The organism is Streptosporangium vulgare, assembly GCF_042428775.1.
GTDB classification, from domain to species: domain Bacteria; phylum Actinomycetota; class Actinomycetes; order Streptosporangiales; family Streptosporangiaceae; genus Streptosporangium; species Streptosporangium vulgare.
Map to the genome: position 1 here is coordinate 38,400 of NZ_JBHMBS010000005.1, position 24,701 is coordinate 63,100.

At 71.3% G+C, this 24,701-nt stretch carries 19 protein-coding genes and 1 pseudogene; 15 read left to right on the forward strand and 5 right to left on the reverse strand.

Going from position 1 to position 24,701, the window contains the following annotated elements; translation table 11 throughout:
• Positions 1-34 precede the first annotated feature (34 nt).
• Genes ACFFRH_RS12255 through ACFFRH_RS12300 form a run of 10 tightly spaced genes read left to right on the forward strand, consistent with a single transcriptional unit; the run spans position 35 to position 11,175 of the window.
• Positions 35-400, forward strand: coding sequence for a cupin domain-containing protein (locus ACFFRH_RS12255; RefSeq protein WP_344748414.1), 366 nt, complete (start codon positions 35-37; stop codon positions 398-400).
• Positions 397-1,932 (forward strand): class I tRNA ligase family protein, encoded by a 1,536-nt coding sequence (locus ACFFRH_RS12260; RefSeq protein WP_344748413.1) that lies wholly within the window; start codon positions 397-399, stop codon positions 1,930-1,932. Before ACFFRH_RS12255 ends, ACFFRH_RS12260 begins: the two co-directional genes overlap by 4 nt.
• 11 nt (positions 1,933-1,943) lie before the next feature.
• Positions 1,944-3,188: an ATP-grasp domain-containing protein gene (locus ACFFRH_RS12265; RefSeq protein ID WP_386156263.1), complete on the forward strand. Its 1,245-nt coding sequence runs from the start codon at positions 1,944-1,946 to the stop codon at positions 3,186-3,188.
• Entirely contained in the window at positions 3,185-4,033 is an 849-nt protein-coding gene (gene ddaH, locus ACFFRH_RS12270; protein ID WP_344748411.1) for a dimethylargininase, read from the forward strand. Before ACFFRH_RS12265 ends, ddaH begins: the two co-directional genes overlap by 4 nt.
• Positions 4,030-4,401: an avidin-fold protein gene (locus ACFFRH_RS12275; RefSeq protein ID WP_344748410.1), complete on the forward strand. Its 372-nt coding sequence runs from the start codon at positions 4,030-4,032 to the stop codon at positions 4,399-4,401. Before ddaH ends, ACFFRH_RS12275 begins: the two co-directional genes overlap by 4 nt.
• A 2-nt stretch (positions 4,402-4,403) precedes the next feature.
• Positions 4,404-6,209 carry an ABC transporter substrate-binding protein gene (locus tag ACFFRH_RS12280; RefSeq protein WP_386156266.1) on the forward strand — a complete coding sequence of 602 codons (1,806 nt, stop codon included), beginning with the start codon at positions 4,404-4,406 and terminating at the stop codon, positions 6,207-6,209.
• Positions 6,210-6,215: 6 nt separating this feature from the next.
• A complete protein-coding gene (locus tag ACFFRH_RS12285) occupies positions 6,216-7,586 on the forward strand; it encodes a cation:proton antiporter (protein ID WP_344748409.1) in 1,371 nt (456 codons plus the stop codon).
• Between the two features lies 1 nt (position 7,587).
• Positions 7,588-8,826: an ATP-grasp domain-containing protein gene (locus ACFFRH_RS12290; RefSeq protein WP_386156268.1), complete on the forward strand. Its 1,239-nt coding sequence runs from the start codon at positions 7,588-7,590 to the stop codon at positions 8,824-8,826.
• Positions 8,823-10,115, forward strand: coding sequence for an MFS transporter (locus ACFFRH_RS12295; protein WP_344748404.1), 1,293 nt, complete (start codon positions 8,823-8,825; stop codon positions 10,113-10,115). Before ACFFRH_RS12290 ends, ACFFRH_RS12295 begins: the two co-directional genes overlap by 4 nt.
• 13 nt (positions 10,116-10,128) lie before the next feature.
• Positions 10,129-11,175 carry an FAD-dependent oxidoreductase gene (locus ACFFRH_RS12300; protein WP_386156270.1) on the forward strand — a complete coding sequence of 349 codons (1,047 nt, stop codon included), beginning with the start codon at positions 10,129-10,131 and terminating at the stop codon, positions 11,173-11,175.
• Positions 11,176-11,498: 323 nt separating this feature from the next.
• On the opposite strand, the gene ACFFRH_RS12305 is transcribed toward ACFFRH_RS12300, so the two are convergent.
• Genes ACFFRH_RS12305 through ACFFRH_RS12315 form a run of 3 tightly spaced genes read right to left on the reverse strand, consistent with a single transcriptional unit; the run spans position 11,499 to position 13,500 of the window.
• On the reverse strand, positions 11,499-12,284 hold the full coding sequence (locus ACFFRH_RS12305; RefSeq protein ID WP_344748403.1) for a hypothetical protein: 786 nt from the start codon (positions 12,282-12,284) through the stop codon (positions 11,499-11,501).
• Positions 12,281-13,120: an AfsR/SARP family transcriptional regulator gene (locus tag ACFFRH_RS12310; protein WP_344748402.1), complete on the reverse strand. Its 840-nt coding sequence runs from the start codon at positions 13,118-13,120 to the stop codon at positions 12,281-12,283. Before ACFFRH_RS12310 ends, ACFFRH_RS12305 begins: the two co-directional genes overlap by 4 nt.
• 41 nt (positions 13,121-13,161) lie before the next feature.
• The gene (locus ACFFRH_RS12315) at positions 13,162-13,500 is read right to left on the reverse strand and encodes a hydroxyisourate hydrolase (protein ID WP_344748401.1); all 339 of its coding nucleotides are present in this window, start codon (positions 13,498-13,500) and stop codon (positions 13,162-13,164) included.
• Positions 13,501-13,750: 250 nt separating this feature from the next.
• On the opposite strand from ACFFRH_RS12315, the gene ACFFRH_RS12320 reads away from it, so the two are divergent.
• Both ACFFRH_RS12320 and ACFFRH_RS12325 read left to right on the forward strand, forming a co-directional pair.
• A complete protein-coding gene (locus ACFFRH_RS12320; protein WP_344748400.1) occupies positions 13,751-13,900 on the forward strand; it encodes a hypothetical protein in 150 nt (49 codons plus the stop codon).
• Positions 13,901-14,260: 360 nt separating this feature from the next.
• Positions 14,261-17,401: an AfsR/SARP family transcriptional regulator gene (locus ACFFRH_RS12325; protein WP_386156273.1), complete on the forward strand. Its 3,141-nt coding sequence runs from the start codon at positions 14,261-14,263 to the stop codon at positions 17,399-17,401.
• Positions 17,402-17,739: 338 nt separating this feature from the next.
• On the opposite strand, the gene ACFFRH_RS12330 is transcribed toward ACFFRH_RS12325, so the two are convergent.
• Positions 17,740-19,380 (reverse strand): DUF885 domain-containing protein, encoded by a 1,641-nt coding sequence (locus ACFFRH_RS12330; RefSeq protein ID WP_386156275.1) that lies wholly within the window; start codon positions 19,378-19,380, stop codon positions 17,740-17,742.
• 367 nt (positions 19,381-19,747) lie between these two features.
• Complete coding sequence (locus tag ACFFRH_RS12335) at positions 19,748-21,001, reverse strand: alkyl sulfatase dimerization domain-containing protein (RefSeq protein WP_386156277.1); 1,254 nt, start codon at positions 20,999-21,001, stop codon at positions 19,748-19,750.
• A gap of 391 nt (positions 21,002-21,392) precedes the next feature.
• Between ACFFRH_RS12335 and ACFFRH_RS12340 the strand changes: the two genes are divergently transcribed.
• From ACFFRH_RS12340 to ACFFRH_RS12350, 3 genes and pseudogenes are all read left to right on the forward strand, one after another.
• Positions 21,393-22,772 (forward strand): cytochrome ubiquinol oxidase subunit I, encoded by a 1,380-nt coding sequence (locus ACFFRH_RS12340; RefSeq protein WP_386156279.1) that lies wholly within the window; start codon positions 21,393-21,395, stop codon positions 22,770-22,772.
• A gap of 21 nt (positions 22,773-22,793) precedes the next feature.
• Positions 22,794-23,833: pseudogene (cydB, locus tag ACFFRH_RS12345) on the forward strand (cytochrome d ubiquinol oxidase subunit II).
• Positions 23,834-24,134: 301 nt separating this feature from the next.
• Positions 24,135-24,662: a DoxX family protein gene (locus ACFFRH_RS12350; RefSeq protein WP_386156283.1), complete on the forward strand. Its 528-nt coding sequence runs from the start codon at positions 24,135-24,137 to the stop codon at positions 24,660-24,662.
• Positions 24,663-24,701: the final 39 nt, after the last annotated feature.

Genomic DNA, 24,701 nt, shown 5'->3' on the forward strand with positions numbered 1-24,701 from the left:
CTGACCCCCGCCGAATCCTCCGAGGAGAACCCCCGTGGACCTCCGTTCCTATGACCCCGCCCACCTGCGCCAGGACAACGGCCTGCTCGCCAAGCGGCTGATGCCCTGGGAGACGCTGAACGCGCCGTTCGAGGGTGCCTGGTGCGTCATCGCACCCGGCACCGCCTCGACCCGGCACGCCCACCACGAGTACGAGATCTTCATCGCCGTCTCCGGCGAGGCGGTCCTGGAGAGCGAGGGCGAGCGCGCCCCCTTCTCCGCCGGGGACGTCGCCTACTTCCCGCCCGGCACCGACCACCAGGTCGTCAACGACGGCACCGAGATCTTCGAGATGTACGGCATCTGGTGGGACCACGACATGACCCGCGTGTTCGAGAGCCGTCACCAGGAGGAGAAATGACGGAGACGATCGTCATCGCCGCGACGCCGACGCCCAACGGAGACCTGCACGTCGGTCACATGGCGGGCCCCTACGTCGCCGGCGACGTCTACGCCCGCTACCTGCGGGCCGACGGCCGCCCCGTCAACTACAACACCTGCACCGACGACAGCCAGTCGTACATGATCTCGACCGCCCGCAGGCAGGGCACCACGCCCGCCGAGCTGTGCTCGGCCTCCACCGCCGCCATCCAGCGGTCGGTCGAGGCGATGGGCATCTCCCTGGCCCCGATGCCGCCCATCGACGACACCTACCGCAAGACCGTGCTCGACTTCGTCACCGCCCTCCACGAGCAGGGCCGGTTCGAGACGCGGACCGTGCGCATGCCGTACGCGGAGAACGCGGGCACCTACCTGTTCGACGGGCTGGTCAAGGGCGAGTGCCCGGCCTGCCTGACCGAGAGCTGCGGCGGGTCGTGCGAGGGCTGCGGCCACCCCAACCACTTCGACGACCTGGGCGACCCGCGCTCGGTCCTCGACCCCGCCGACCCGGTGACCTCGCGCGAGGTCACCGTCCTGGTCCTGCCCATCGAGAACTACCGGGAGGAGCTCACCGCCTACTACGCCGCCCGCGAGAACACCTGGAGGGGACACAGCAGGCAGCTCATCCGCGAGATCCTGGCCCGGCCGCTCCCGGAGATCCCGATCACGGTGCCGTCGCCCGGCTGGGGGATCGACGCCCCGTTCGCCGAGACGCCCGGCCAGATCCTCTACCCGTGGGTCGAGGCGATGCCCGCCTCGATCTACAGCACCTGGAAGGCGGCCGGCGAGCCCGAGGGCCCCGTCGACCAGGCCTGGCGCGCGGAGAGCGGCAACAGCCTCGTCTACTTCCACGGGTTCGACAACGTCTACTTCTGGGGCATGGTCGACCTGGTCATGCTGCTCGCCCACGGCGACCGCTACATCACCCCCGACGCCAACGTCTGCAACGAGTTCTACGAGCTGGAGAACGAGAAGTTCTCCACCAGCCGGGGCCACCTCATCCGCGGCGCCGACCTGGTCGCCGAGGTGCCGCGCGACCTGGTCCGCTTCTACCTCGCCCTGACCTGCCCGGAGGACCAGCGGGCCAACTTCACCCGGGAGGGGCTCGACAAGGTCACCGCCCGCAGGCTGCGCGAGCCGTGGAACGCGCTCGCCGACCGCCTCGACACCCTCGTCACCGACCCGGGGGAGGAGCTCAAGGTCACCGACGCCGGGCGCCGCCGGGCCGCGGTGGTCGTCGAGAGGTTCCGCCTCTGCTACGACCTCACCTCGTTCAGCCTGACCAGGGCGGCGGACGGCATCGTCACCCAGCTCGGGAGGCTGCTCACCGCCGAGCGCGACGAGCCCGGCGACCTCCTGATGGAGGTGCGCGCCTTCCTCTCCTGCGCCGCCCCCATCCTCATCGACGTCGCGGCCGAGGCCGAGGCGGCCGGTGTCGAGCTCACCCTCGACACCTCCGCCGAGACGATCGACGCCTTCCTGCTACCGCGACTGCCCGGGAGCCCCCGATGAAACTCCTCGCCATGGAAGCCCGACAGAACGCCACCTACTACCGCTCCCGCTACCAGCAGGTCCAGGACTACGGCGCCGAGCTCTACGTGCTCAACGGCATCGGCACCCCGGACTTCTGGCCCGCCGACCGCTACCGCGTCGTGGGCTCGCAGAACATCGACGACCTCATCACCGAGGCCAAGGAGTGGCACGAGCAGGAGCGCTTCGACGGGATCATCACCTTCTCCGAGTCGGGCGTGACCACGGTCGCGGCCGTCGCCGAGGCGCTCGGGCTGCCGGGTGTGGGCGTCGAGGCGGCCAGGACCAGCCGCAACAAGCTGCTGATGCGCGAGGCGCACCGCAGGTACGACGCGCCGCACCCGGACTTCCGCTTCGTCACCGAGCTGGACGCGGCGCTCGGCGCCGCCGACGACTTCGGCTACCCGGTCATCCTCAAGCCCACCCTGGGCGCCGCGAGCAACTTCGTGTTCAAGATCGACGACGCGGAGGAGATGGCGGAGCTGTTCCCCCAGGCGCTGGCCGGCATCGAGGGGATGTCGTGGTTCGAGATGGAGGCCCACGGCCTCGACCTCGGCCCGCACGGCCTGCTGGTCGAGGCCTTCCTCGACGGGGACGAGTTCCTCATCGAGGCCGTGGCCTGGGACGGCGAGGTCTACCTCGGCTCCATCGTGGACCGCATCACCGTCGAGGGAGGCACCTTCGACGACGACGTGCACCACGGGCCGACCGCGCTCACCACCGAGCAGGTGGAGGCGGTGCACCGCGTGGTCAGGGCCGGCGCGCACTCCCAGGGGCTGCGGCGCAGCGTGCTGCACGCCGAGGTGCGCTTCCACCGGGGCGAGCCGTACCTGCTGGAGATCGCGATCAGGCCCGGCGGCGGTGGGCTGGACCTCATCGCCGGGATCACCGCCGCGCACAACCCGATCCGCGCCGTGATGGACGTGGCCCGCGGCGCGGCGCCGAGGGTGCGCCACTACCGGCCGACCGGCGTCCACATCACCGCGATGTGCCTGATGTGCGACGCGGGCCGGATCACCGCGATCGACGTGCCGGCCGAGGTCTCCGAGTCCGAGAAGGTGTTCTTCCTCAAGATCACCGCCAGCCCCGGGGACGTCGTCCGGCGCCCGCCGGAGGGCAACAGCATCCTCGGCTTCCTGGGCACCACCGGCACCTCCCTGGAGGACGCCAGGGAGACGATGCTCGACTACGCCTCCAAGATCAAGGTCACCCTCGTCCAGGACGGAGAACTGTCATGACACAGCTGGCCGAGGAGGCGCCGCAGCGCACCCTGCGGGTCGCCCGCACCCGTCGCTACCTGATGTGCCCGCCCACCCACTTCGACGTCGTCTACTCCATCAACCCCTGGATGGACCCCGGCAAGCCGGTCGACGGCGCGCTGGCCAGGCTCCAGTGGGACGGCCTGCTGCGCGCCTTCCGCGCCCTGGGCCACCAGGTGGAGTTCATCGAGCCGCTGCCCGGCTACCCCGACATGGTCTTCGCCGCCAACGGCGCGACGGTGATCAACGGCAGGGTGCTGTCGGCGAGGTTCCGCCACGAGGAGCGGGTCGCCGAGGGCCCCGCCTACCTGGAGTGGTTCCGCGCCCGCGGCTACCAGACCCGTGAGGCGGTCTTCGTCAACGAGGGCGAGGGCGACTACCTGCACGCGGGAAGGTACCTGCTCGCCGGCACCGGCTTCCGTACCGACATCCGCTCCCACCGCGAGGCGGAGAAGTTCTTCGGGATGCCCGTGGCCGGGCTGAGGCTGGTCGACCCGCGCTTCTACCACCTCGACACCGCGCTGGCCGTGCTCGACCGCGACCAGATCATGTACTACCCGGGGGCCTTCTCCAGGGAGAGCCAGGGCGTGCTGCGCGTCCTGTACCCCGACGCGATCATCGCCAACGAGGCCGACGCCGAGGTGTTCGGGCTGAACGCCGTCTCCGACGGACGCCACGTCCTGCTGCCGCCCGCGGCCACCCACCTCATGGGCGAGCTGCGCGAGCGCGGCTACGAACCCATCGGCGTCGAGCTCTCCGAGCTGCTGAAGTCCGGCGGCAGCGCCAAGTGCTGCACCCTCGAACTCAGGGCGGCCCGCTCATGATCGACTACAACGGGCGCCGCTTCACCACCGGCGGCGTCCCCTCCGGGGAGAAGCACCCGATCGCCCTGTACCGCCAGGAGGGCGACCTGCTGTGGGGCGAGTTCTCCGGCGGCCACGCCCGCCGGGGGACCCTCACCGGGCTCTGCGCCCCCGACGGCACCCTCGACTTCGCCTACACGATGGTCCTCGACAACGGCGCCGTCGTGTCGGGCCACTGCCGCAGCACCCCCGAACTGCTCCCCGACGGACGCGTCCTGCTCCACGAGACGTGGGAGCGCTACGGCGCCCACGCGAGCAGCGGCGTCTCCCTCCTCGAAGAGATCGACCCCGACACCTTCACGCTTCCGCACCAGAGGACTGAGAGCTGACCATGACCCTGAACACCATCGCCCGCCCGAACGTGGAGAAGCCCGTCAAGGGCGGCACGGTGACCTGGGCCTGCGCCCCCGGATTCCCCCCGTCCATCATCTTCCCCTTCACCCCGCCCGAGCGCTTCGGCACCCGCAACCTGCTCGAGTTCCAGATCCTGATGTACCGGCCCCTCTACTTCTTCGGCACGCACGGCACCCCCGAGGTCGACTACGACCTCAGCATCGGCGAGCCCCCGCAGTGGAGCGAGGACGGCCTCACCGTCACGGTCACCGTCAAGCCCTGGAAGTGGTCCAACGGCGAGACGATCTGCGCGGACAACGTGCTGTTCTGGGTGAACATGATGGCCGTCAAGGGCGAGCGCTACGGCGAGTACGTCCCGGGCTGCTTCCCCGACAACCTGGTCTCCTACGGCAAGCTCGCCGAGGACAAGGTCTACTTCACCTTCGACAAGGTCTACTCCAAGCGCTGGGTGCTGATGAACCAGCTCAGCACCATCACCCCGATGCCCAAGGCCTGGGACCGCACCGCCGACGGGCCGTCCGACGCCTCGTACGGCCTGGAGAACGTCGCCGCCGTCTACGACTTCCTGATGGGCGAGAACGGCGGCGTCATCGAGGAGGACAACTCCGACCGGGTGCACTGGGCGACGAGCCCGGTGTGGAGCGTGGTGAGCGGCCCGTGGCGGCTGAAGAGCTACACCATGGAGGGCGTCGTCACCTTCGTCCCCAACGAGCACTACTCCGGGCCCAACAAACCGCACCTGGACGAGTTCCGGCAGATCCCCTTCATGTCCGACGGAGAGGAGTATCAGAAACTGCTGGAGGGACCGGACGCGCCCGACGGCATCCAGGTCGGCTATCTCCCGCTGAGCTTCAGCACCGAGCCGACCGACGACCCCACCAAGGGCGGCCCCAACCCGCTGGGCGACGACTACACGCTGGTCCCGCAGGCGGCCTTCTGCATCCGCTACATCCCGCTCAACTACAACAACCCGACCATCGCCGGCAAGATGCTCGCCCAGACCTACATCCGGCAGGCGATGCAGCACGCGCTCGACCAGGACCGGGCGGCCCGCGACATCTACCACGGCTACGCCTACCGGCAGGACGGGCCGGTGCCCCGCTACCCGGTGAGCGACCTCGTCTCGCCCACCCTGCAGGGTTCGCCGATCCTGCCCTTCGACGCCGAGCGGGCCCGCGAGCTGCTGGAGGCGAACGGCTGGGACACCAGCACGACACCGGCGGTCTGCGTCAACCCCGGCACCGGCCCCGGCCAGGCCGGCGCGGACATCCCCGGCGGGACCAAACTCAGCTTCTCCCTCAGGTACGCCGAGGGACGCCCCGCGCTCACCCGCCTGATGGAGCAGTTCCGTGACGACGCGGCCAAGGCCGGCATCGAGCTGCGGCTGCAGGAGGTCTACGGCTCGGTCCTGGTGGCCGAGGACGCCCCCTGCGTCGTCGGGCCCGACAGCCCCTGCCTGTGGGAGCTGAGCACCTGGGGCGGCGGCTGGGTCTACCACTACCCGAGCGGCGAGATCCTCTTCCGGACCGACGCCGGGGGCAACTTCGGCCACTACACCGACCCGAAGGCCGACGAGCTCATCGACCGCACCCTGACCAGCGACGACCCCGCCGCGCTCTACGAGTACCAGGACTACATCGCCGAGCAGGTCCCCGTCATCTTCATCCCGAACTTCTCCCTGCGGTTGTTCGAGGTCGCCAACAACATCCGTGGATTCGAGCCGATCAACCCCTTCGGGATGATCAGCCCGGAGAACTGGTATTACGTCGAGAACGGCGAGTGACCCCTCGTGAACACGATCGCCGCGGCCCCCGTCGCCGTCATCCCCGCCCAGAACCTGATGATCCTCCTGCTGCAGCTCGGCCTGCTCCTGGGCCTGGCCACCGTCCTGGGCCGCCTCTCCGTCAGGTTCGGGCTGCCGGCCCTGCTCGGTGAGCTCAGCGCGGGCATCCTGATCGGTCCCTCGCTGCTCGCCAACGTCGCCCCCGACTTCTCCGCCTGGGTGCTGCCCACCGACCCGGCCAGATTCCACATGATCGACGCCGTCGGCCAGCTCGGCGTCCTGCTGCTGGTCGGCCTGACCGGCATGCACCTCGACCTGGGCTTCATCCGCCGCCAGGGCAGGAGCGCCGCCTGGATCAGCGGCGCCGGGCTGGTCGTCCCGCTCGCCCTCGGCGTCGGGATCGGGTTCCTCGCCCCCTCCGAGATGATCGCCGAAGGCGTCGACCACACCGTCTTCGCGCTCTTCATGGGCGTCGCGCTCTGCGTCAGCGCCATCCCCGTCATCGCCAAGGTGCTCATGGAGATGCGCCTGCTCCACCGTGACATCGGCCAGCTCATCCTGAGCAGCGCCGTCATCGACGACGTGGTCGGCTGGTTCCTGCTCTCGGTGGTCTCCGCGCTCGCCACCGCCGGGGCACGCACCGGGCAGGCCGCGCTCACCGCGATCGCGCTGCTCGTCGGCCTCGTGGCCGTGTCGATCCTGCTCGGCCGCAGGGTGGTCGCCAGGGTGCTGCGCCTCGCCGACCGCGGCGGAAGCACCACCACGATCGCCGCGGTGGTCGTCATGATCCTGCTCTCGGCCGCCGCCACCCAGTCGATGGGCTTCGAGGCCATCCTCGGCGCCTTCGTCTGCGGAGCGCTCGTCGGCTCCTCGCCCGACCTGAAGGTCGCCAGGCTGGCCCCCCTGCAGACGCTCGTCGCCGCGGTGCTCGCGCCGATCTTCTTCGCGACGGCCGGCCTGCGCATGGACCTGACCGAGCTGGCCAAGCCGCCCGTGCTCGTCGCCGGGATCGTGGTGCTCACCGTCGCCATCGCGGCCAAGTTCGCCGGAGCCTACCTCGGGGCCCGCATCGCCCGCCGTACCCGCTGGGAGGCCCTCGCGCTGGGCGCCGGCCTCAACTCCCGCGGGGTGATCGAAGTGATCATCGCGATGGTGGGCCTGCGGCTGGGCGTGCTCACCACGGCGTCCTACACGGTCATCGTCCTGGTCGCGGTCGTGACCTCGATGATGGCGCCGCCCCTGCTGCGCTACGCGGCCGCCAGGATCGCCCCGACCGAGGACGAGGTCGTCCGCGAGGAGTTCTTCGACACCCTGCAGGGCACCGACGGCACCGACAGCACCGACAAGCCGCTCGTGACCACCGCCAAGGAGGCGTGACATGACCACCGACACCAGGCCGTTGATCCTGGTGGTCGCGACGGGGATGCGGCACTACCGCGAATACCTGTTGCGCTCCATCGCCACCGAGTACCGCGTCCACCTCCTGGTGGCCGCCGAGCCCGGCTGGGAGCGGGAGTACGTCACCGGCTGGACCGTCGTCGCCGACCTGGGCGACGGCCCCGCCCTGGCCGCCACCGCCCTGGAGCTCGCCGCCCGCGAGCCCGTGCACGGGGTGCTGTGCTGGGACGAGGCCACGATCCTGGCGGCCTCGCACGTCTCCCAGGCCCTCGGCCTGCCGGGCGGCGACACCGAGATGGTGCGCCGCTGCCGCGACAAGCACCTCACCCGCGTCGCGCTCGACGCGCTCGGCGTCCCCCAGCCCAGGTCGCTCGCCGTCTCCACGCTCGACGAGGCCCTGAGCGCCGCCGAGACGGTCGGCTACCCGGCCATCCTCAAGCCGCGCGGCCTCGGCGGCAGCCTGGGCGTCATCAAGGTCGAGGACCCCGAGGAACTGGCCGAGCGGTTCGCCTTCGTCCACGACCTGCACGTCCCCGGCGGGGCGACGTTCGAGGTCCCCGTCCTGGTCGAGGAGTTCGCCGACGGCCCCGAGGTCAGCGTCGACGCCGTCGTCCAGGGCGGCGTGGTGACCCCGATCTTCCTCGGCAGGAAGGTCCTCGGCTACGAGCCCTACTGCGAGGAGGTGGGCCACTTCGTCGACGCCCAGGACGAGCTCCTGCAGGACCCCGAGTTCTGCCGCGTCCTGCAGGACACGCACACCGCGCTCGGGTTCACCGACGGCGTCACCCACACCGAGGTCAAGCTCTCCTCCAGGGGACTGCGTGTCATCGAGGTGAACGCGCGCCTGGGCGGGGACATGATCCCCTACCTCGGGCTGCTCACCACCGGGATCGACCCCGGCCTGGCCGCCGCGGCGGTGGCCTGCGGCCGTACCCCCGACCTCGCCCCCGAGCGCAAGCTCGTCGGCGGCGTGCGCTTCTTCTACGTCGCCGAGGACGACACCACGATCGAGTCGATCGCGTTCGACGAGACCGGCCTGCCCCCGGAGATCGACCGGGTCGTCCCGGTGGTCGCCGCGGGCGCGACCGTCTCACCACCGCCCAAGGGCACCCTGTGGGGGCGTATCGCCTACGCCACCGCGCTATCCCCGACCGTCGACGAATGCCGGGCCGCGCTGGACGCGGCCGAGGCGCAGCTGAAGGTGAAGGCAGCCACATGACCGCCGTTATCGAGAACGAGAACACCGTGTCCTCGACACCCCCGGGCAAGCCGGACGACGGGGTGTTCGCCACCCTGCGCGAGTCCCCGCGCGCCGTCAAGGCGCTGCTCTTCGGAGGCTTCATCAGCAGGCTGGCCGCGTTCATCCAGATCTACCTGGTGCTGTTCCTGACCGACCGGGGCTTCTCCGCCACCCAGGCGGGGCTCGCGCTGGGGGTGTACGGGGCCGGCGCGGTGGTGGGCTCGCTGGCCGGAGGCTCGCTCTCCGACCGGCTCGGTGCCCGGACGGTCACCCTGATCAGCATGGGCGGCTCGGCCCTCCTGATCGTGTCCATCCTCTACGCCCCGTCCTACGCCATGATCCTGGCCGCCGTCTTCATGGTCAGCACGGTCGGCCAGTTCTACCGGCCGGCGGCCCAGACGATGCTCACCGAGCTGACACCGAGACACCGGGTCGTGATGATCACGGCGATGTACCGGCTCGGCCTGAACCTCGGCATGACCGCCGCCCCGCTGATCGGCGCCGCGCTGCTCTCCGTCTCCTACAACGCGCTCTTCTGGGGCGAGGCCGCCGCGGCACTGATCTTCGGCGGGATCGTGATGTTCGCGCTGCCCCGGCGCGCCCCGCGCGCCGCGGCCGCCGTGGCGGAGGTGGTGGAGGAGACTCCCTCGGAGGGCCGCTCCGGCTACCTCGCGGTCCTCGCCGACTGGCGCTACAGCGTCTACCTGCTCGCGATGTTCCTCACCTCCATCGTCTACTGCCAGTACACGGCGACCCTCCCGCTGGACATCTCCGCCGCCGGCATCAGCCTGTGGTGGTACGGCGCGGCCGTCTCGCTGAACGGCCTCATCGTCATCACCTGCGAGCTGGCGATGACGAAGGTCGTGCAGAAGTGGCCGATCCGGCTCACCGCGCTGCTCGGCCTCGGCCTCGTCTCGGTCGGCTACGCCATCTACGCGATCTCGCCCCTGCCGATCTGGTTCATGGTCGGCACCCTGGTCTGGACGCTCTCGGAGATCATCGGCGGGCCCACCACGTTCGCCTACCCCGCGCTGGCGGGTCCCGAGCGGCTGCGCGGGCGCTACATCGGCGCCATGCAGAGCGTCTTCGGGCTCGGCACCGCGATCGGGCCGGTCGTCGGAACCCTGGTGTGGTTCCAGGTGGGGCGCTCGGTGTGGCTGTGGGCGGCCCTGGTCTCCGCGATCGCGACCGTGGCGGGCCTGATCGGCATGCGGGACCCGAACAAGACCGACGAGTCGCGGACGACCGCGACCGCCTCGGCGACATGAACGGAGGAGTGCCATGATCAGAATCGCTGTCGTGGGCGGCGGGATCGCCGGGGCCATGCTGGCCTGGCGGCTGTGCGAGGTCGTCAGGGGGAGCGCCGTCCACCTGTACACCGGAGAGCCGCACAGGAGGGCCGACGCCAGCGCCGCCTCCGGGGGGCTGACCAGGGCCTTCGAGCCCGACGCCGCACTGTGCCTGGAGGCCGCCGACAGCCTGGCCGAGCTCCACTCGAACCGGGAGCTGCGCGAGTGGGCCTCCTACCGGGAGACCGGCTCGGTGTACCTGCTGCCCGGTCTCGGACCGGGCACCGAGGGCCTGGTCGAGCTGGTGCGCAGCCGCCTGCCAGGCTCGATCTCCCTGATCAGCGGTGCGGAGCTAAGCACCCGTGGCACGTTCCGCGAGCTGCCGGAGGGGAGTGTGGCCGTCGTCGAGAAGCGCGCCGGGTACCTCTCCCCGAACGCCTTCCGCGACCGGCTCCTCGTCGAGCTCGCCCGATCGGGTGCCTTCGTCACCGACGGGCAGGTGGACGGCATCACCGCCGAGGCCGAGGTCCGCCCGGCCGAGGGCAGCCCGGCCAGGTTCGACGCCGTCGTGGTGGCCGCCGGGGCGTGGACCCAGGGCCTTCTCGCCCGTACGGGCCTGACGGACGCGGGGCTGCGCACGAAGGTGATCCAGTACGTGCTCGGGCCCTCGGCGGGGAAGAATCCCGACGCGTTCGTCGACGAGACGTCCGGGCTGTACGGCAGGTCCTACGCCGAGGGAAGGGTCCTGCTCGGACTGCCCACCGACAGATGGGACATCACCCCTGGACCGACGCCGACCGACCCCGTTCTCACCAACAGGATCCTCGACGTCGCCGAGGCCAGGATCGGGTACCGGCCACCGGGAAGGAAGGTCAAGGCCGTCACCGCGGTCGAGTGCTACCACCCCACGGGAGGGCTGTCGCTGCGGCCTCTGGCCAAGGGCGTCTACACCTTCACCGGGGGGAGCGGCGGCGCGGGCAAGACCGTGCTCGCCGCGAGCCGCACGGCCGCGCGAAGCCTGGTCAGGTCGCTGCGGTGAGCGCCGGGGCGCCGGGGAAACCTGGAGCACCGGGAACGCCGGAGATGCCGGGAACACCGGAGACGCAGGGGACGCCGGGGACGCCGGGGACACAGCCCGTCCGGGTCGCGTCCCGGAGACCGTGAATACCGTGAAGACGGAGCCCGGCCGGGCCCCGCCCCGAAGGAGGGGCGGCCCCGGCCGGGCTCATGCCGTTGACGAGCGGCGGAACGCCCTCGGTCCCGGCCCGCGGTGTTCGCGGTACGGGCCTGATCCGATGAGGTTCACCTGGTCTGTCCACCCGGCCCGGCGGGGCCGGGCGTGGACGCCGTCGCGACGACCGGTCAGGTCGCCGCGGTGAACGACAGATAGCAGTAGTCGTCCAGCATCTTCGCCAGCGGGCGCCCGGGGCGGCCCAGCCGCACCGCGAGCTCCCGCTCGCCGAGACCCGCCTCCGCGAGCAGGCGCCGTGCCCACTCCCGGCCCAGCCGCAGGTGCGCGCGGTAGGCGTCCGCCGTACGGGACCCGTGCAGGGCGTCGGCGATGGCCGCGTCCCAGGGCATCAGCGCCTCCGGGCGCAGGGCGTGCAGCATCTTGGTCGCGGCGGTCGGTCCCAGGGAGCGGGGCCTGGCCCCGGGGGCCGCCCGCATCGCCGACAGGTCCGCGTAGCACGCGCCCAGCACGTCGATCTGCGCGTCGCCCAGCGTCGCGAGCGTGGTGTCCCGGCCGGGGAGGCGCTCCTTCCAGCGGTCCCACCAGGCCGCGGTCTCCGTGCCGAAGACGTCGGGCTCGCCGTCGCGCGGATAGCGCAGCCGGCATCCCCACGCGTTCAGCCAGGCCAGCAGTGCCCGGCGATGGGCCGCGAGCGCGGGGTCGACCCGCGGCCCGGTCGCCAGCAGCAGCCGCTCCCACGACCTGTCGGCCGCACCGTAGCGGGCGAACTCGCCGACCGCCGCGCGCAGGCGCTCCAGGTCGGGACCCCGGTCGGGCCCCTGGCCAGGCCCACGGTCAGGCCCACGGTCAGGCGCGGCCTCCGGCCGGTCGCCTGGATCGCGCGGGCGTTCCTGGCCGGTTCCCCGGTCGAGGGGCGTCACGGGCACCGTGCCGAGTCCCGTCGCGGGCGCCGTCACGGGCGCTGCCCGGTCAGGGGCGGCCGGCTCCGGCCTCGCATGAGCGTGGCCAGCAGCCGCTCGGTGCGCTCGCTCGGCTCCACGTCGAGATCGGTGCGCAGCCGGTGGCGGCACACCTCGTACCAGCTCAGGACGCGGCCGAGCTCGCCGAGCTCGCCGTGCATCATCATCAGGGTCTGGTACGTGGTCTCGTGGTGGGGGTCGACGTCGAGGGCCCTGCGGCACCAGTGCATCGCGGCCGGCCAGTCCTCGCGCTCCAGCGCCTCGGTGCGCAGCGCGGTCAGGGCGCGCAGGGCGGTCCCGCGCATCCACTGCCGCTGCTCGTTGATCCAGTCGCCGCTCTCGCCGGAGAGGAAGTCCCCGACGTACAGGTCGGCGGTCCGCTGGAACCAGGCGATAGCGGTGTCGTGGTCCTTGGCCACCCACGCGTTCCGGCCCCGGTCGAAGGCGCGCTGGAACTCCTCGATGTCCACCCACGCGCTGTTCGTCCGAAGCACGTACCCGTGATCCTGGTGGAGCAGGGTGAAACCGTCCCTGTCCTCGAACTCGTTGAGCACCCGCCGCACGCCGTGCACCGCGACCTTGAGCGAGCTGGAGCGGTGGTCCTCCCGCTCCGGCCACAGCACCTCGCGCAACCGGTCCCCGTGGACGAACCGCTCGCGGTTGACCAGCAGGTACTGGAACAGGGCTCTCGACTTGCCGGCACGCCAGTGTGAGACGGCCTGCCCGTCGACCTCCAGGCGGAAGTTGCTCAGGCATCGGGCGATGACCGAGGGCGTACCCTCGTCCTGCCCGGCGTTGTGGGGACCGGCTTTCACCAATTGTTGAACGGGCATGTTCGCTTCCCTTGGGAGGACTGACTCCGCCGCTCGCGGGCTCACCCGCGGACGCCGAAGCACGTCGAGTACGAGTGTGGTGCCAGCACGACCTGGACGTGATAGGGCATGCGCTCGTCGTGCATTCTGAACATGACCGTGATCTCCGGGTAGGAGGTGGTCATGCCGAGCCCGGCGAAATAGTGGTCGGTGGCGAGGACGAGACGATAGAGCCCGCGCTCCATGAATTCGTCCGTCCATTCTTTGACGTTTCCGTCGATGTCGGTCTCGCCCTCGGAGACCGGCTCCCAGCCGGTGCCCGAGGCGCGCTCCAGGCGAGCTCGGACACCGGCCGCGGAGCGGCCGTATACGCCGTCAAGTGCCTGCGTGGCGATGCTCATGTGAGGTTACCCATCTGCTGGTCGGGGCCGCGTGACCCTTATCGCGCGGCCTCGGTCCCATCAGGTTCCAGGGGAGGGCTATCCGTCCGCTATCCATCGGCTACCGGAGCCTATTTTTTCGTGCCGGATGGCTCGGATGTCGGATCAGAAGGGATCGGATAAGGGGTGGATAGGAGGGCTATTTACGTTTTGAAGCAGACAGGCGGACAGCAGTGAACGGCCTGCGAGACACGAAGAAGAGGTACAGAAAATGCGGGAATTCGCGAGCTTCAACACCCTCCGGATCATCGTCTCCGCCATCGCGGTCCTCGGGTGCCTCGGTCTCGCCGCCGTCGTCCCCTCGGTCGCCGACGGGGCCACGAAGACCACCGTGCTCGCCAGCAACACCCCTTGGGGCTGAACTGCACCCCCCGCCCGGCGAGGTCGCCGGCGGCGGGGATCCGCCGAAGCGGTCGGAGCCATCCAAGGCCCGGCCGCTTCTTCGCGTCTCAAACCCGCCCGTTAGTCGCAAATCGGGCCAGACCTTTACAAACCCCCCTGGTTCTCCAACCAGCCACGTTGTATGATCCCGGGCAGAGCGCGTTTCATGCATATAAAATTACCCGTCGTGATCGCTGGGTTATATGTCCGGAGATCATGGAGGGTGGGGTTGAGTCGATTGTTGCCTGGATTTAAGGCAGTGGTTAGATCCCTGATGTCTCTCTTACACCAACTGTGCGGTGAATTTCTGGGACAGGCCGCGATTCTGTAAGGAGAGTCGGTGGAGTATCGGATCCTCGGCCCCCTGGAGGTCATCGCCGACGGCCGACGACTGGATCTGGGCGCGCCTCGGCAGCAGGTCGTCCTCTCCTGCCTCCTGCTGGAGGCCAACCGGATGGTCACCATCGGGCGGCTGACAGACGCGATCTACGGTGAGGACCTCCCCAGCACCTCGCGCGCGCAGGTGCAGATCTGCATCTCCTCGCTGCGGCGGCTGTTCGCCGCCAACGGCGGGCCCGACGTCATCGCGACCCACTCCCAGGGGTACACGCTGCGGGTCGCCGAGGGGGAGCTCGACTCCCAGAACTTCGAGGGCCTGCTGAACCAGGCCCGCCAGGCCCGCGAGGGCCATCGCCTGGAGGACGCCGTCAGGCACTATCGGGAGGCGCTCGCCCTCTGGCGGGGTCCCGCCCTCGACGGCCAGGAGAGCCGGCTCGTGCAGGGGGCGGTCGGCAGGCTGAGCGAGCGGCGGATCAACGCGAACGAGGACTGCGTCGAGCTCGAACTGGAACTGGGCAGGCACCACGAGCTGGTGGGCGAGCTCAGCGAGCTCGTCGAGGAGCATCCGCTCAGGGAGCGGCTGCGCGGCCAGCTGATGCTCGCGCTCTATCGCTCGGGACGCCAGGCCGAGGCGCTCACGGTCTATCGCCGCGCCCGCCAGACGATGATCGACGAGCTGGGCATCGAACCCAACGAGAGCCTCCAGCAGCTCGAGTACGCCATCCTCACCTCCGACGAGAGCCTCGACCCGCCGGGGCGGCAGCAACAGCAGCAACAACAGCAGCAGTCCCAGCGTCATGGGGAGACGCAGGAGGCGCCGGCCGCCCGCCGGACGGTTCCCCACCTGCTCCCCACCGACATCGCCGACTTCACCGGCCGGATCAAGCTGGTCGAGGCCATCCGCCGCCAGCTCACGTTCGCCGCGGAGGACCGCCAGCGGCTCGCCGTCCCCGTCATCGCCATCGTCGGCAAACCGGGCATCGGCAAGTCCACGATCGCGGTGCACGTCTCGCACAGCGTCGCCGGACGCTACGAGGACGGCCAGCTCTTCGCCGACCTGCACGGCGGGGAGTCCCACCCGGTCGGCTCCGGGCAGGTGCTCGAACGGTTCCTGCGCGCGCTGGGCGTGCCGGGCAACGCGATACCCGACGGGGTGGACGAGCGGGCGGAGATGTACCGCGGGCTGCTCTCCGGGCGCAAGGTGCTGATCGTCCTGGACGACGCCAGGAGCGAGAGCCAGGTGCTGCCGCTGTTGCCCGGCAATCCCGAGGCCGCGGTGATAATCACCAGCCGCAGCCGGCTCGCGGGCCTGCCGGGCGCGGCCCATCTCGACGTCGGCCTCTTCGACTCCAGGCAGTCGGTGGACCTGCTCTCCCGCATCGCCGGCGTCGAGCGGGTGCAGGCCGAGCGGGAGTCGGCGGCCGAACTGGCGGACCTGTGCGGCCACCTCCCGCTGGCGCTGCGCATCGCGGGCGCCAGGCTCGCCGCCCGCCCGCACTGGACGATCGACCAGCTCGTGGGACGGCTGGAGGACGAGACCCGCAGGCTCGACGAGCTCAAACACGGCGACCTGGGCATCAGGGCGAGCATCTCCCTGACGTACGAGAGCGTCAGCGAGGACGCGCGCCGCCTGTTCCGGCGCCTGGCCATCCTGGAGTCCCGGCACTTCTCCGGCTGGGTCGCCGCCGCGCTGCTCGACTGCCACCCCTCCGACGCGCAGGACCTGCTCGACGACCTGGCCGACAGCCAGCTGGTCGAGACGACCGACGCCGGGTACGGCGTGCACAGCCAGTACCGCTTCCACGACCTGATCCACGTGTTCGCCCGCGAGCGCCTCGCCGGCGAGGAGGCGATCGCCGACCGCAACGCCGCGCTGGAGAGGGTGCTCGGCGGACTGCTCTTCCTCACCGGCGAGGCGCACCGCCGCGAGTACGGCGGAGACTACGTGCAGGTCCACAGCGACGCGCCGCGCTGGCCGCTGCCCGCGCGGCTGGTCGAGAAGCTGGTCATGGCCCCCCTTCCCTGGTACGAGCGCGAGCGGCTCACGCTGGTCTCGGGCATCCGCCAGGCCGCGCAGGCCGGGTTCGTCGAGCTGTGCTGGGACCTCGCGATCAGCGCGGTCACCCTGTTCGAGTCGAGGATCTACTTCGACGACTGGCGGGAGACCCACCAGGTCGCCCTGGCCGCCGCCCGGCAGGCGGGCGACCGCAGGGGACAGGCGGCGATGCTCTACTCGATCGGCTCGCTGTACATCGCCGAGCAGCGCTTCGGGGACGCGCGGCGCGACTTCGAGTCGGCGGCCGAGCTGTTCGAGGAGGCCGGGGACGACCTGGGGGTGGCCCTCGTCATCCGCAACATCGCCTTCCTGGACCGGGTGAGCGGCCGGCTCGACGACGCGGTGGAACGTTATGACCGCGCGCTGGGCATCTTCCGCGGCACCGGCGACCAGGTCGCCTCCGCCTACGTGCTCCACAGCATGGCCCAGATCAGGCTCGACTGCGACGAGCTCGACGAGGCCAAGCGCCTGCTGGGCGAGGCACTGGAACTCAGCAGGGTCGGTGGCAGCCGCCGGGTGGAGGCGCAGGTCCTGCACCGGCTGGGCGAGACCTACCTCAGGTCCGAGGAGTTCGCGTCGGCGGCCGACGTCTTCGAGCAGACGCTCACGACCGTGCGCAACATCGGCGACCCGACCGGCGAGGCGTACGCCCTGCACGGCCTGGGCATCACGCGGCTGCGCCAGGGTGACCTCCAGGGGGCCGAGACCACCCTCCAGAACGCCCTGGAGGTGGCGACCACCGCGGGGGAGAGGCTCGCCGAGGCGAGGGTCGTGCTCGGGCTCGGCGAGCTGGCGCTCGCCGTCGACCAGACCGAACAGGCCATCGGCCGCTTCCACCAGGCCCTCGGACTGTTCCACAAGATCAACGCACCGCTCCACCAGGTGCGGGTCCTGGTCATGCTCAGCGCGGCGTACATCGCCGTCGGCGAGGCGGAGGCGGCGCTGAGCGTCTCGGAGGAGGCCCTCGAACTCGCCGCCACGATGCCCCCCGCGATCGCCGCCCGGATACGCGCCCAGCTGGAGAGCCCTCCGGCGCCCGCCTCGGAACAACCACGAGGACAGGTGGGGCGGGTCCCGGCGTCCTGAACACCGGGCCTTCGAGCGTCGAACGGTCCGGAGTGTCCTGAGGGCCGGGCGGTCCCGGGGCGGGACAGACGGGCTCCGGTGCCCCGAGTCCCCGGGAGTGTCAGGTGGCTCCGGCGTCCCGAGCGGCGAGCGGCCCGGAGAGGTCTGTGAGCCACCCGGAGAGATCCGTCAGCGGCCCAGGGAGGCCCGTGAGCCGCCCGGAGAGGTCCGTGAGCCGGCCCCCCCCCGGGCGTCCGCCGCCGGTCGCGGGACCGGCGGCGCTCAGCGACGCGACGCGGCGCGGGTGGGCGGGTGGTACGAGCACGTGACCGCCCCGCGGAGAGGCAGGCCGCCGGTGCTCAGCAGATGCGGCGCAGGGCCTCCGCGAGACTGGACAGGCCGACCGGCCCCAGCTCCAGCGCGGCGGTGTGCCAGGCGCGGAGGTCGAAGGCGTCACCCAGGCGCAGCCTGGCCTCCTCACGGGCCTGCACCCACGCCCGCTCGCCCAGCTTGTAGGAGATGGCCTGGGAGGGCCAGCCGAAGTAGCGCACCACCTCGGCCTCGACCCGGTGCGGCTCGCAGCGGCCCTGCTCGCGCAGCACCTCGCAGGCCTTCTCGAAGGTCCACTTCGAGCCGTCGGGCAGCGGCAGGTCGAGGTGGACGCCCAGGTCGATGACCACCCGGGCGGCACGCAGGGCCGACCAGTTGAGCATGCCCAGCCGGGTGCCCGGGTCGGTGAACCAGCCCAGCTCGTCGGCGAGCCGCTCGGCGTACAGGCCCCACCCCTCGCCGTGGCCGTCCACCCAGGAGACCTTGGAGAACCTGGACAGGGTGTCCCCGGCCATGCGCATCGCGCCGAACTGCAGGTGGTGGCCGGGAACGCCCTCGTGGAAGATCGTGGTCAGCTCGCTCCAGGTGGCGAAGCGGGTCCGCCCCCCGACCGGCCACAGGGTGCGGCCCGGCCGCGACAGGTCCTCACTGGGCGCGTTGTAGGAGGCGGCGCCGGAAGTGGAGCTCACGTCGACCTCGGCCACGATGCGCCGCAGCGGCTCGGGGATGTCGAAGTGCGTGCCGTTCAGCTGTTCGACCGCCCGGTCGTGACGCTCCTGCAGCCACGCCTGGTACTCCTCCAGGGAGTCGACCGCCTGGGTCTCGTTGAGGATCGCGGTCGCCTCCTCGATGGTCGCGCCCGGCTTGATCCGCTCGACCTCGGCGGCCGTCTCGGCCCCGATGCGCTCCAGCTCCGCCCAGCCCCACTCGTACGCCTCGCGCAGGTCGATGTCGGCGCCCAGGCTGATCCTGGCGACGACCGCGTAGCGCTCGGGGCCCACCGCGTCGATCTCGCTCGCCCGGGGCGCGTACTCCTCGCGCAGGTAGCGCCCCGCGAAGGCGTAGGCGTCGTGGGCCGCGGCGGCCGCCTTGAGCAACTCCTCCTTGACCGGGCCCTCACCGTAGGTGGCGACGAAGGCGTCGTGCGCCGGGGGAGTCCCGCCCGCGCCGGCGAACTGGTCGGCCTGGTCCGCCATGGCCAGCGCCTGCCTGCGGGCGCCCCGCAGGCCCATCTCCAGGCCGACCTCCAGGCTCTCCCGCCACCCGGCGAGCATCTCCGGGATCGCCGCCAGGCGGGCGGCGACGTCGCGCCATTCGTCGTCGTTGCCGTGCGGGAGGAGGACGACGCTGGAGCGCACCCGGTAGGGCAGCCCGTACGGCGCCGCCACCCAGCGGAGCGGTTCGCCGGTGTCGTGCCAGGCGAGCTCGGCCTCCAGCCGCTCCCGCAGGTGGGTGGCCGCCCTGACGTCCGGCTCACCGGTCGGGGCCAGCTCGTCGAGACGCTTCAGGGTCGAACGGATCAGCTCGGCCCGGGCGGCGCTCCCGGCCGGGCTGTGGTCGGTGGCGGCCACGAAGTCGGACACGATGCCCTCGGCACCTGCCGCGATCGGGTCGAGTGCCGCCCAGCGGGTCACGTACTCATCGCAAAGCGCAAAGATCGGAGTGCTCATGTCCGGAACGTAGGACGGCCCGGCATCCGCCCCCTATCCGTCCGCTATCCGGCCCCTCTGACGTCCGGAAACCCGGCACCGCGAGGCACGCCCGCGACCGGAGCCAGGACGTCGCGAGGCACGCCTGCGACTGGAGCCCGGACGTCGCGAGGCGTGCCCGCGACCGGAGCCCGGACACCGCGAGAGCACGTCCGCGCCCTGGTACCCCGCCCCGGCCGGAGCCGAAGAAAGGACGGCGCGGGCACCTCCACCCTCGGGAGAGTCCGCCCCTGCGGGAGTCCTCCCGCACCGGAACCGGGAAGCGGACGGCGCGGGCACCCTCGCCCCCCGGGGGGAGTCCGCCCCCGCCGGAGCCGGGGGCGGGAGGTCAGGCCGGGGTGTCTCCCGCGGCCCTGCGCGACTCCTCGGCCGCCCAGGTGAACACGCCCCTCGCCATCAGCGACGCCTCCGACTCCGCCCTGGCGGCGAACACCTCGGCCCGCACCCTGTGCAGCGCCGCGTCGTCCGGCGCGGCCTGCACGGCCATCTCGGCCAGGTGCCCCGCCAGCCGCTGGTCCCCCGAGGCCAGCGCCTCCAGCGCGGCCTCGCCCAGCCTCCCCGCGCCCCCGGCCAGCTCCGCCACCGCCGCGGCCAGCGCGGCGTCGGGCGCGGGCTTGAGGTTGGCCGGGTTGCCGTCGTACCAGCCGCCGTACAACCGCCAGATGTTGCGCACCACGAACTCCGGCTCGTCGTAGTGCGGACGCAGGTAGGGCCGCTCCGCCAGCCGCGCGGGAGGCTGTACGGCACGCACGATGTCGTCCAGCCTGGCGCCCTCGTTGAGCATCCCCAGGGTGCGCTCGACCATGAACTCCAGCCACTCGGCCGTCTCGGTCAGCGCCTGCTCGACCCGGTCGGCGCCGAAGATCGGGGCGCCGTGGCTGGGCAGCATGATCTCCGGCCGCAGCTCGACCATCCTGCGCAGCGCGATCGCCCACTCGCGCGGGTAGCGCTGCGCCTTCTGCGGGTTGCCGCAGTTGGGGGTCACCCAGATGAACAGGTCGCCCGGCAGCAGGACGCGGTGCGAGGGCACCCAGCCGACGCTCGCGTCGTCGGTCTCGCCCATGGCGTGGAAGAGGTCGACGTGGCCGAGCGACATCACGTCGCGGTAGGCCACGTCGGGGTAGCGGTACTCGGTGGGCCAGGTCAGGCCGGGAGCCTGGAACTGCCGCCGGTTGACGACGGCGTTGTAGCCGTTGGTCAGCACGTAGCGCTCGAAGCGGACGGCGACCGCCTCGTGCCCCACCACCGTCGGCCGGGGCCGTCCCGCCGTGTCGGCCTCGGCGTCGAACGGGCCGACGCCCGAGACGTGGTCGATGTGCCCGTGGGAGTAGATCGCCGAGGTCACCGGCTCGTCGGTCCACGCTCGCAGCTCGTCGTGGAGCCGGTCCGCGTCGAAGGGGTTGCCCGTGTCGAACAGGGTCACCTCCCCGCCGTGCCGCAGCGCGATCACGTTGCCGAAGCCGCTGCGGAAGCCCACGCCGTCGGCGATCTCCACGAAGCCCTGCCCGGCGAGGCCCGTGTGCACGATGCTGTCGGGGACCTCGCCCCGCCACACGGTGTCGGCGTACTCGGTGATGTTCATGAGGGAGCCCTTCCTCGACGTCTTCCGCCGCGCTCCGGCCGGTGCCCGCGCCCGGACGCCGCGTCCTCGGCCGCCCGGGACCGACGCGCTTCTTGGAGAACAAGCCCATTCCAGCCGAGCGGCATCGTATATGTCACCACTCGCGGATGAGCCAATCCGGGGTGCGCCGATCCGGGGTGCGCCGATCCGGGGTGAGCGCATCCCGCGGACGACGCCCGGCTCACGGGCCGGTCGGGCACCGATGGCGGGGAGCGCGCGCCGGGGCGGCCGGTCGCGGCGGTCCGGCTCCCCGCGCGGGACCAAGGTCCCATCCGATGAGGTCCGCCGCCCCTACGGGCGGACGTGGTCGCCCCCCGAAGCTACGGGGAGCCTCTGAAGACTTGGAGCGTCCATGGACGTGTTGGACCTGTCCCGCTGGCAGTTCGGTATCACGACCGTCTACCACTTCCTGTTCGTCCCGCTGACGATCGGGCTGTCGGTCATCGTGGCCGGCCTGCAGACCGCCTGGTACCGCACGCGGAACCCGGACCACCTCAGGCTCACCCGGTTCTTCGGCAAGCTGTTCCTGATCAACTTCGCGATGGGCGTGGTCACCGGCATCGTGCAGGAGTTCCAGTTCGGGATGAACTGGAGCGCCTACTCCCGCTTCGTCGGCGACGTCTTCGGCGCCCCGCTGGCGATGGAAGGGCTGATCGCCTTCTTCCTGGAGTCGACCTTCCTCGGATTGTGGATCTTCGGCTGGGACAAGCTGTCGCCCCGCCTGCACCTGGCCGCCATCTGGCTGGCCGCCCTCGGCACCAACATCTCGGCCTACTTCATCCTGGCGGCCAACTCCTGGATGCAGCACCCGGTGGGCTACCGCCTCAACCCGGCCGGCGGGCGCGCCGAGCTGACCGACATCTGGGCGGTGCTGGGCAACTCCACCACCCTGGTCACCTTCCCGCACGTGCTGTTCGGCGCGTTCGTCACCGCCGGCGCCTTCGTGGCGGGAGTGAGCGTCTGGCAGCTGAGCCGCGGGCGGGAGGTCGCGATGTTCCGGGGCTCGGCGCGGATGGCGATGGTCGTCACCCTGGTCGCCGCCGCCGGGGTCGCGTTGTCGGGGCACTGGCAGGCGCAGATCATGACCGAGCAGCAGCCGATGAAGATGGCGGCCGCCGAGGCGCTGTGGGACGACGAGACCTCCGCGGGCTTCTCCCTGTTCGCCGTCGGCGACGTCGAGAACGGCCGCAACCATGTCAACGTGCAGATCCCCTACGGCCTGAGCCTGCTGGCCACCAACACCACCGACGGCCGGGTGGAGGGCGTCAACGACATCCAGTCTCGCTACGAGGCCCTGTACGGCCCCGGGGACTACCGGCCCGTCGTCGGCCTGGCCTACTGGAGCTTCCGCCTGATGATCGGCTTCGGCGTGCTGGCCGGGCTGCTCGCCCTGGCCGGGCTGTGGCTGACCCGGCGCGGGCGGTTGCCGTCCGGGCGATGGTTCCACCGGCTGGCCGTGGCCGGCATCGGCCTGCCGTTCCTGGCCAACTCGCTCGGCTGGATCTTCACCGAGATGGGCCGCCAGCCCTGGACGGTCTTCGGCGTCATGCGCACCGCCGCGGCCGTCTCCCCGGGCGTCGACGTCACCGAGGTGTCCATCACGCTGGCCGGGTTCACCCTGGTCTACGCCGCGCTCGCGGTCATCGAGGTGCGGCTGCTGCTGAAGTTCATCCGGATCGGCCCGCACGAGGAGACCGAGCCCGCCGGCGCGGTCCCGGCCCTGACCTACTGAGATCGCGAGGGGAATCCCGTCATGGAGCTCACCACCGTCTGGTTCGTGCTCATCGCCGTGCTGTGGACCGGCTACTTCGTGCTGGAGGGCTTCGACTTCGGCGTGGGGATCCTGCTGCCGGTGCTGGGCCGCACCGCGTCGGAGCGCAAGATGATCGTCGCCGGCATCGGCCCGGTGTGGGACGGCAACGAGGTGTGGCTGCTCGTCGCCGGCGGTGCCACCTTCGCCGCCTTCCCCGAGTGGTACGCCACCTTGTTCAGCGGCTTCTACCTGCCGTTGTTCGTCATCCTGCTGGCCCTGATCATGCGGGGCGTCGCCCTGGAGTACCGCGGCAAGAGCGACGGCACCCGCGGCTGGGACCGCGCCTTCTTCTGGGGCTCGCTCGGACCGGCCTTCCTGTGGGGCGTGGCCTTCGCCAACATCGTGCGCGGCGTGCCGCTGGACGCCGACCACGAGTACGCCGGCACCCTGCTGACCCTGCTCAACCCCTACGCGCTGCTCGGCGGCGCGGCCACCCTGGTGCTGTTCACCCTGCACGGCGCGGTCTTCCTGGCGCTGAAGACCACCGGTCAGGTGCGCGAGCGCGCCGGGCGAGCCGTGCGGCTGCTCGCACCGGCGGCCCTGGTCGTGGGCGGGGCGTTCCTGCTGGTGACCCAGCTCGTCACGGGCAAGCCGATCACCTGGCTCACGGTGGCTCTGGCCGCGGGCGCGCTCGCCGGCGCCCTGGCGGCCACGCTGCGCGGGCGCGACGGGTGGGCCTTCGCCGCCAACGCCGTGGCCATCGTCGCCGTCACCGCGACCCTGTTCATCTGCCTGTGGCCGAACGTCATGCCGGCCGTCGACCCGGCCCACAGCCTGACGGTGCACAACGCCGCATCCACCCCCTACACCCTGACCGTGATGACCTGGGTCGCCGCGATCTTCACCCCGGTGGTGCTGGCCTACCAGGCCTGGACCTACTGGGTCTTCCGCAAGCGTCTGACCCAGCCCCAGGTGGAGGTGAGCTGACAGGGCCGGCGGGGGCCGGCGGGGGCCGGCGGGGATTCGGCCGCCCGCCCTGAGCCCCGGCCCGGCGATCCTGCCGTCGGAGGCCGGACGGCGTGGCCATCAGAATGCTCCCCGCCCGTCCTGTGAAGCCCGTCCGAGGAAGGCCGTCCGGTGAAGCCCGCCTTCCTGGCGGTCCGCTGACGTCGACGGTCGCGGGGACCAGGGCACTTCCTGTCCCGTCCCTGCCCGGGACCGCCACGTGGGAGCGGGGCGCAAAGTCCCGCCCAGGCGGGTCCTTCGGCCCTGCTCCCGAGCGGGGAAAAACGATGTGCTGGATACGACAAGAACAGCCGCACACCTGTGAAAGGGCTCATCATGGTCACCACCCCCTCCCAAGCCGTCATGAGCACCGATCCCGGCGAGGCCGCCAAGCGTCCGGTCGACTACGTCTGGGCGATCGCCCGGATCGCGATCGGCTGGGTGTTCCTGTGGGCGTTCCTCGACAAGACCTTCGGCTGGGGCTTCGCCACCCCCGCGGCCAAGTCCTGGCTGAACGGTGGCAGCCCCACCACCGGCTTCCTCAAGGGCACCGGTGAGAACGCGCTCGGCGGGCTCTTCTCCGGCCTGGCGGGACAGGCGTGGGTGGACTGGCTGTTCATGGCCGGTCTGCTGGGCATCGGCCTGGCTCTCGTGCTCGGCGTCGGCCTGCGGATCGCCGCGGTGGCCGGCGGCCTGCTGCTGGTCCTGATGTGGGCCGCCGAGCTTCCGCTGACCACCAACCCGTTCATGGACGAGCACATCATCTACGCCATCGTGCTGACCGGCCTCGCGCTGGCCGGCGCGGGCACCACGCTCGGACTCGGCAACCTGCCCATCGTCCGGCGCACCCCGTACCTGAGGTGACCCGGCGCGTCGTCGCCCCCCCCCGCCCGGGGGGGCGGG

Bases quoted from the DNA above. Each gene is read 5' to 3' on its own strand.
- ACFFRH_RS12260 (WP_344748413.1), top strand. From the start codon at position 397: ATGACGGAGACGATCGTCATCGCCGCGACGCCGACGCCCAACGGAGAC.
- ACFFRH_RS12265 (WP_386156263.1), top strand. From the start codon at position 1,944: ATGGAAGCCCGACAGAACGCCACCTACTACCGCTCCCGCTACCAGCAG.
- ddaH (WP_344748411.1), top strand. From the start codon at position 3,185: ATGACACAGCTGGCCGAGGAGGCGCCGCAGCGCACCCTGCGGGTCGCC.
- ACFFRH_RS12275 (WP_344748410.1), top strand. From the start codon at position 4,030: ATGATCGACTACAACGGGCGCCGCTTCACCACCGGCGGCGTCCCCTCC.
- ACFFRH_RS12280 (WP_386156266.1), top strand. From the start codon at position 4,404: ATGACCCTGAACACCATCGCCCGCCCGAACGTGGAGAAGCCCGTCAAG.
- ACFFRH_RS12290 (WP_386156268.1), top strand. From the start codon at position 7,588: ATGACCACCGACACCAGGCCGTTGATCCTGGTGGTCGCGACGGGGATG.
- ACFFRH_RS12295 (WP_344748404.1), top strand. From the start codon at position 8,823: ATGACCGCCGTTATCGAGAACGAGAACACCGTGTCCTCGACACCCCCG.
- ACFFRH_RS12300 (WP_386156270.1), top strand. From the start codon at position 10,129: ATGATCAGAATCGCTGTCGTGGGCGGCGGGATCGCCGGGGCCATGCTG.
- ACFFRH_RS12310 (WP_344748402.1), bottom strand. From the start codon at position 13,120: ATGCCCGTTCAACAATTGGTGAAAGCCGGTCCCCACAACGCCGGGCAG.
- ACFFRH_RS12315 (WP_344748401.1), bottom strand. From the start codon at position 13,500: ATGAGCATCGCCACGCAGGCACTTGACGGCGTATACGGCCGCTCCGCG.
- ACFFRH_RS12320 (WP_344748400.1), top strand. From the start codon at position 13,751: ATGCGGGAATTCGCGAGCTTCAACACCCTCCGGATCATCGTCTCCGCC.
- ACFFRH_RS12330 (WP_386156275.1), bottom strand. From the start codon at position 19,380: ATGAGCACTCCGATCTTTGCGCTTTGCGATGAGTACGTGACCCGCTGG.
- ACFFRH_RS12335 (WP_386156277.1), bottom strand. From the start codon at position 21,001: ATGAACATCACCGAGTACGCCGACACCGTGTGGCGGGGCGAGGTCCCC.
- ACFFRH_RS12340 (WP_386156279.1), top strand. From the start codon at position 21,393: ATGGACGTGTTGGACCTGTCCCGCTGGCAGTTCGGTATCACGACCGTC.
- ACFFRH_RS12350 (WP_386156283.1), top strand. From the start codon at position 24,135: ATGGTCACCACCCCCTCCCAAGCCGTCATGAGCACCGATCCCGGCGAG.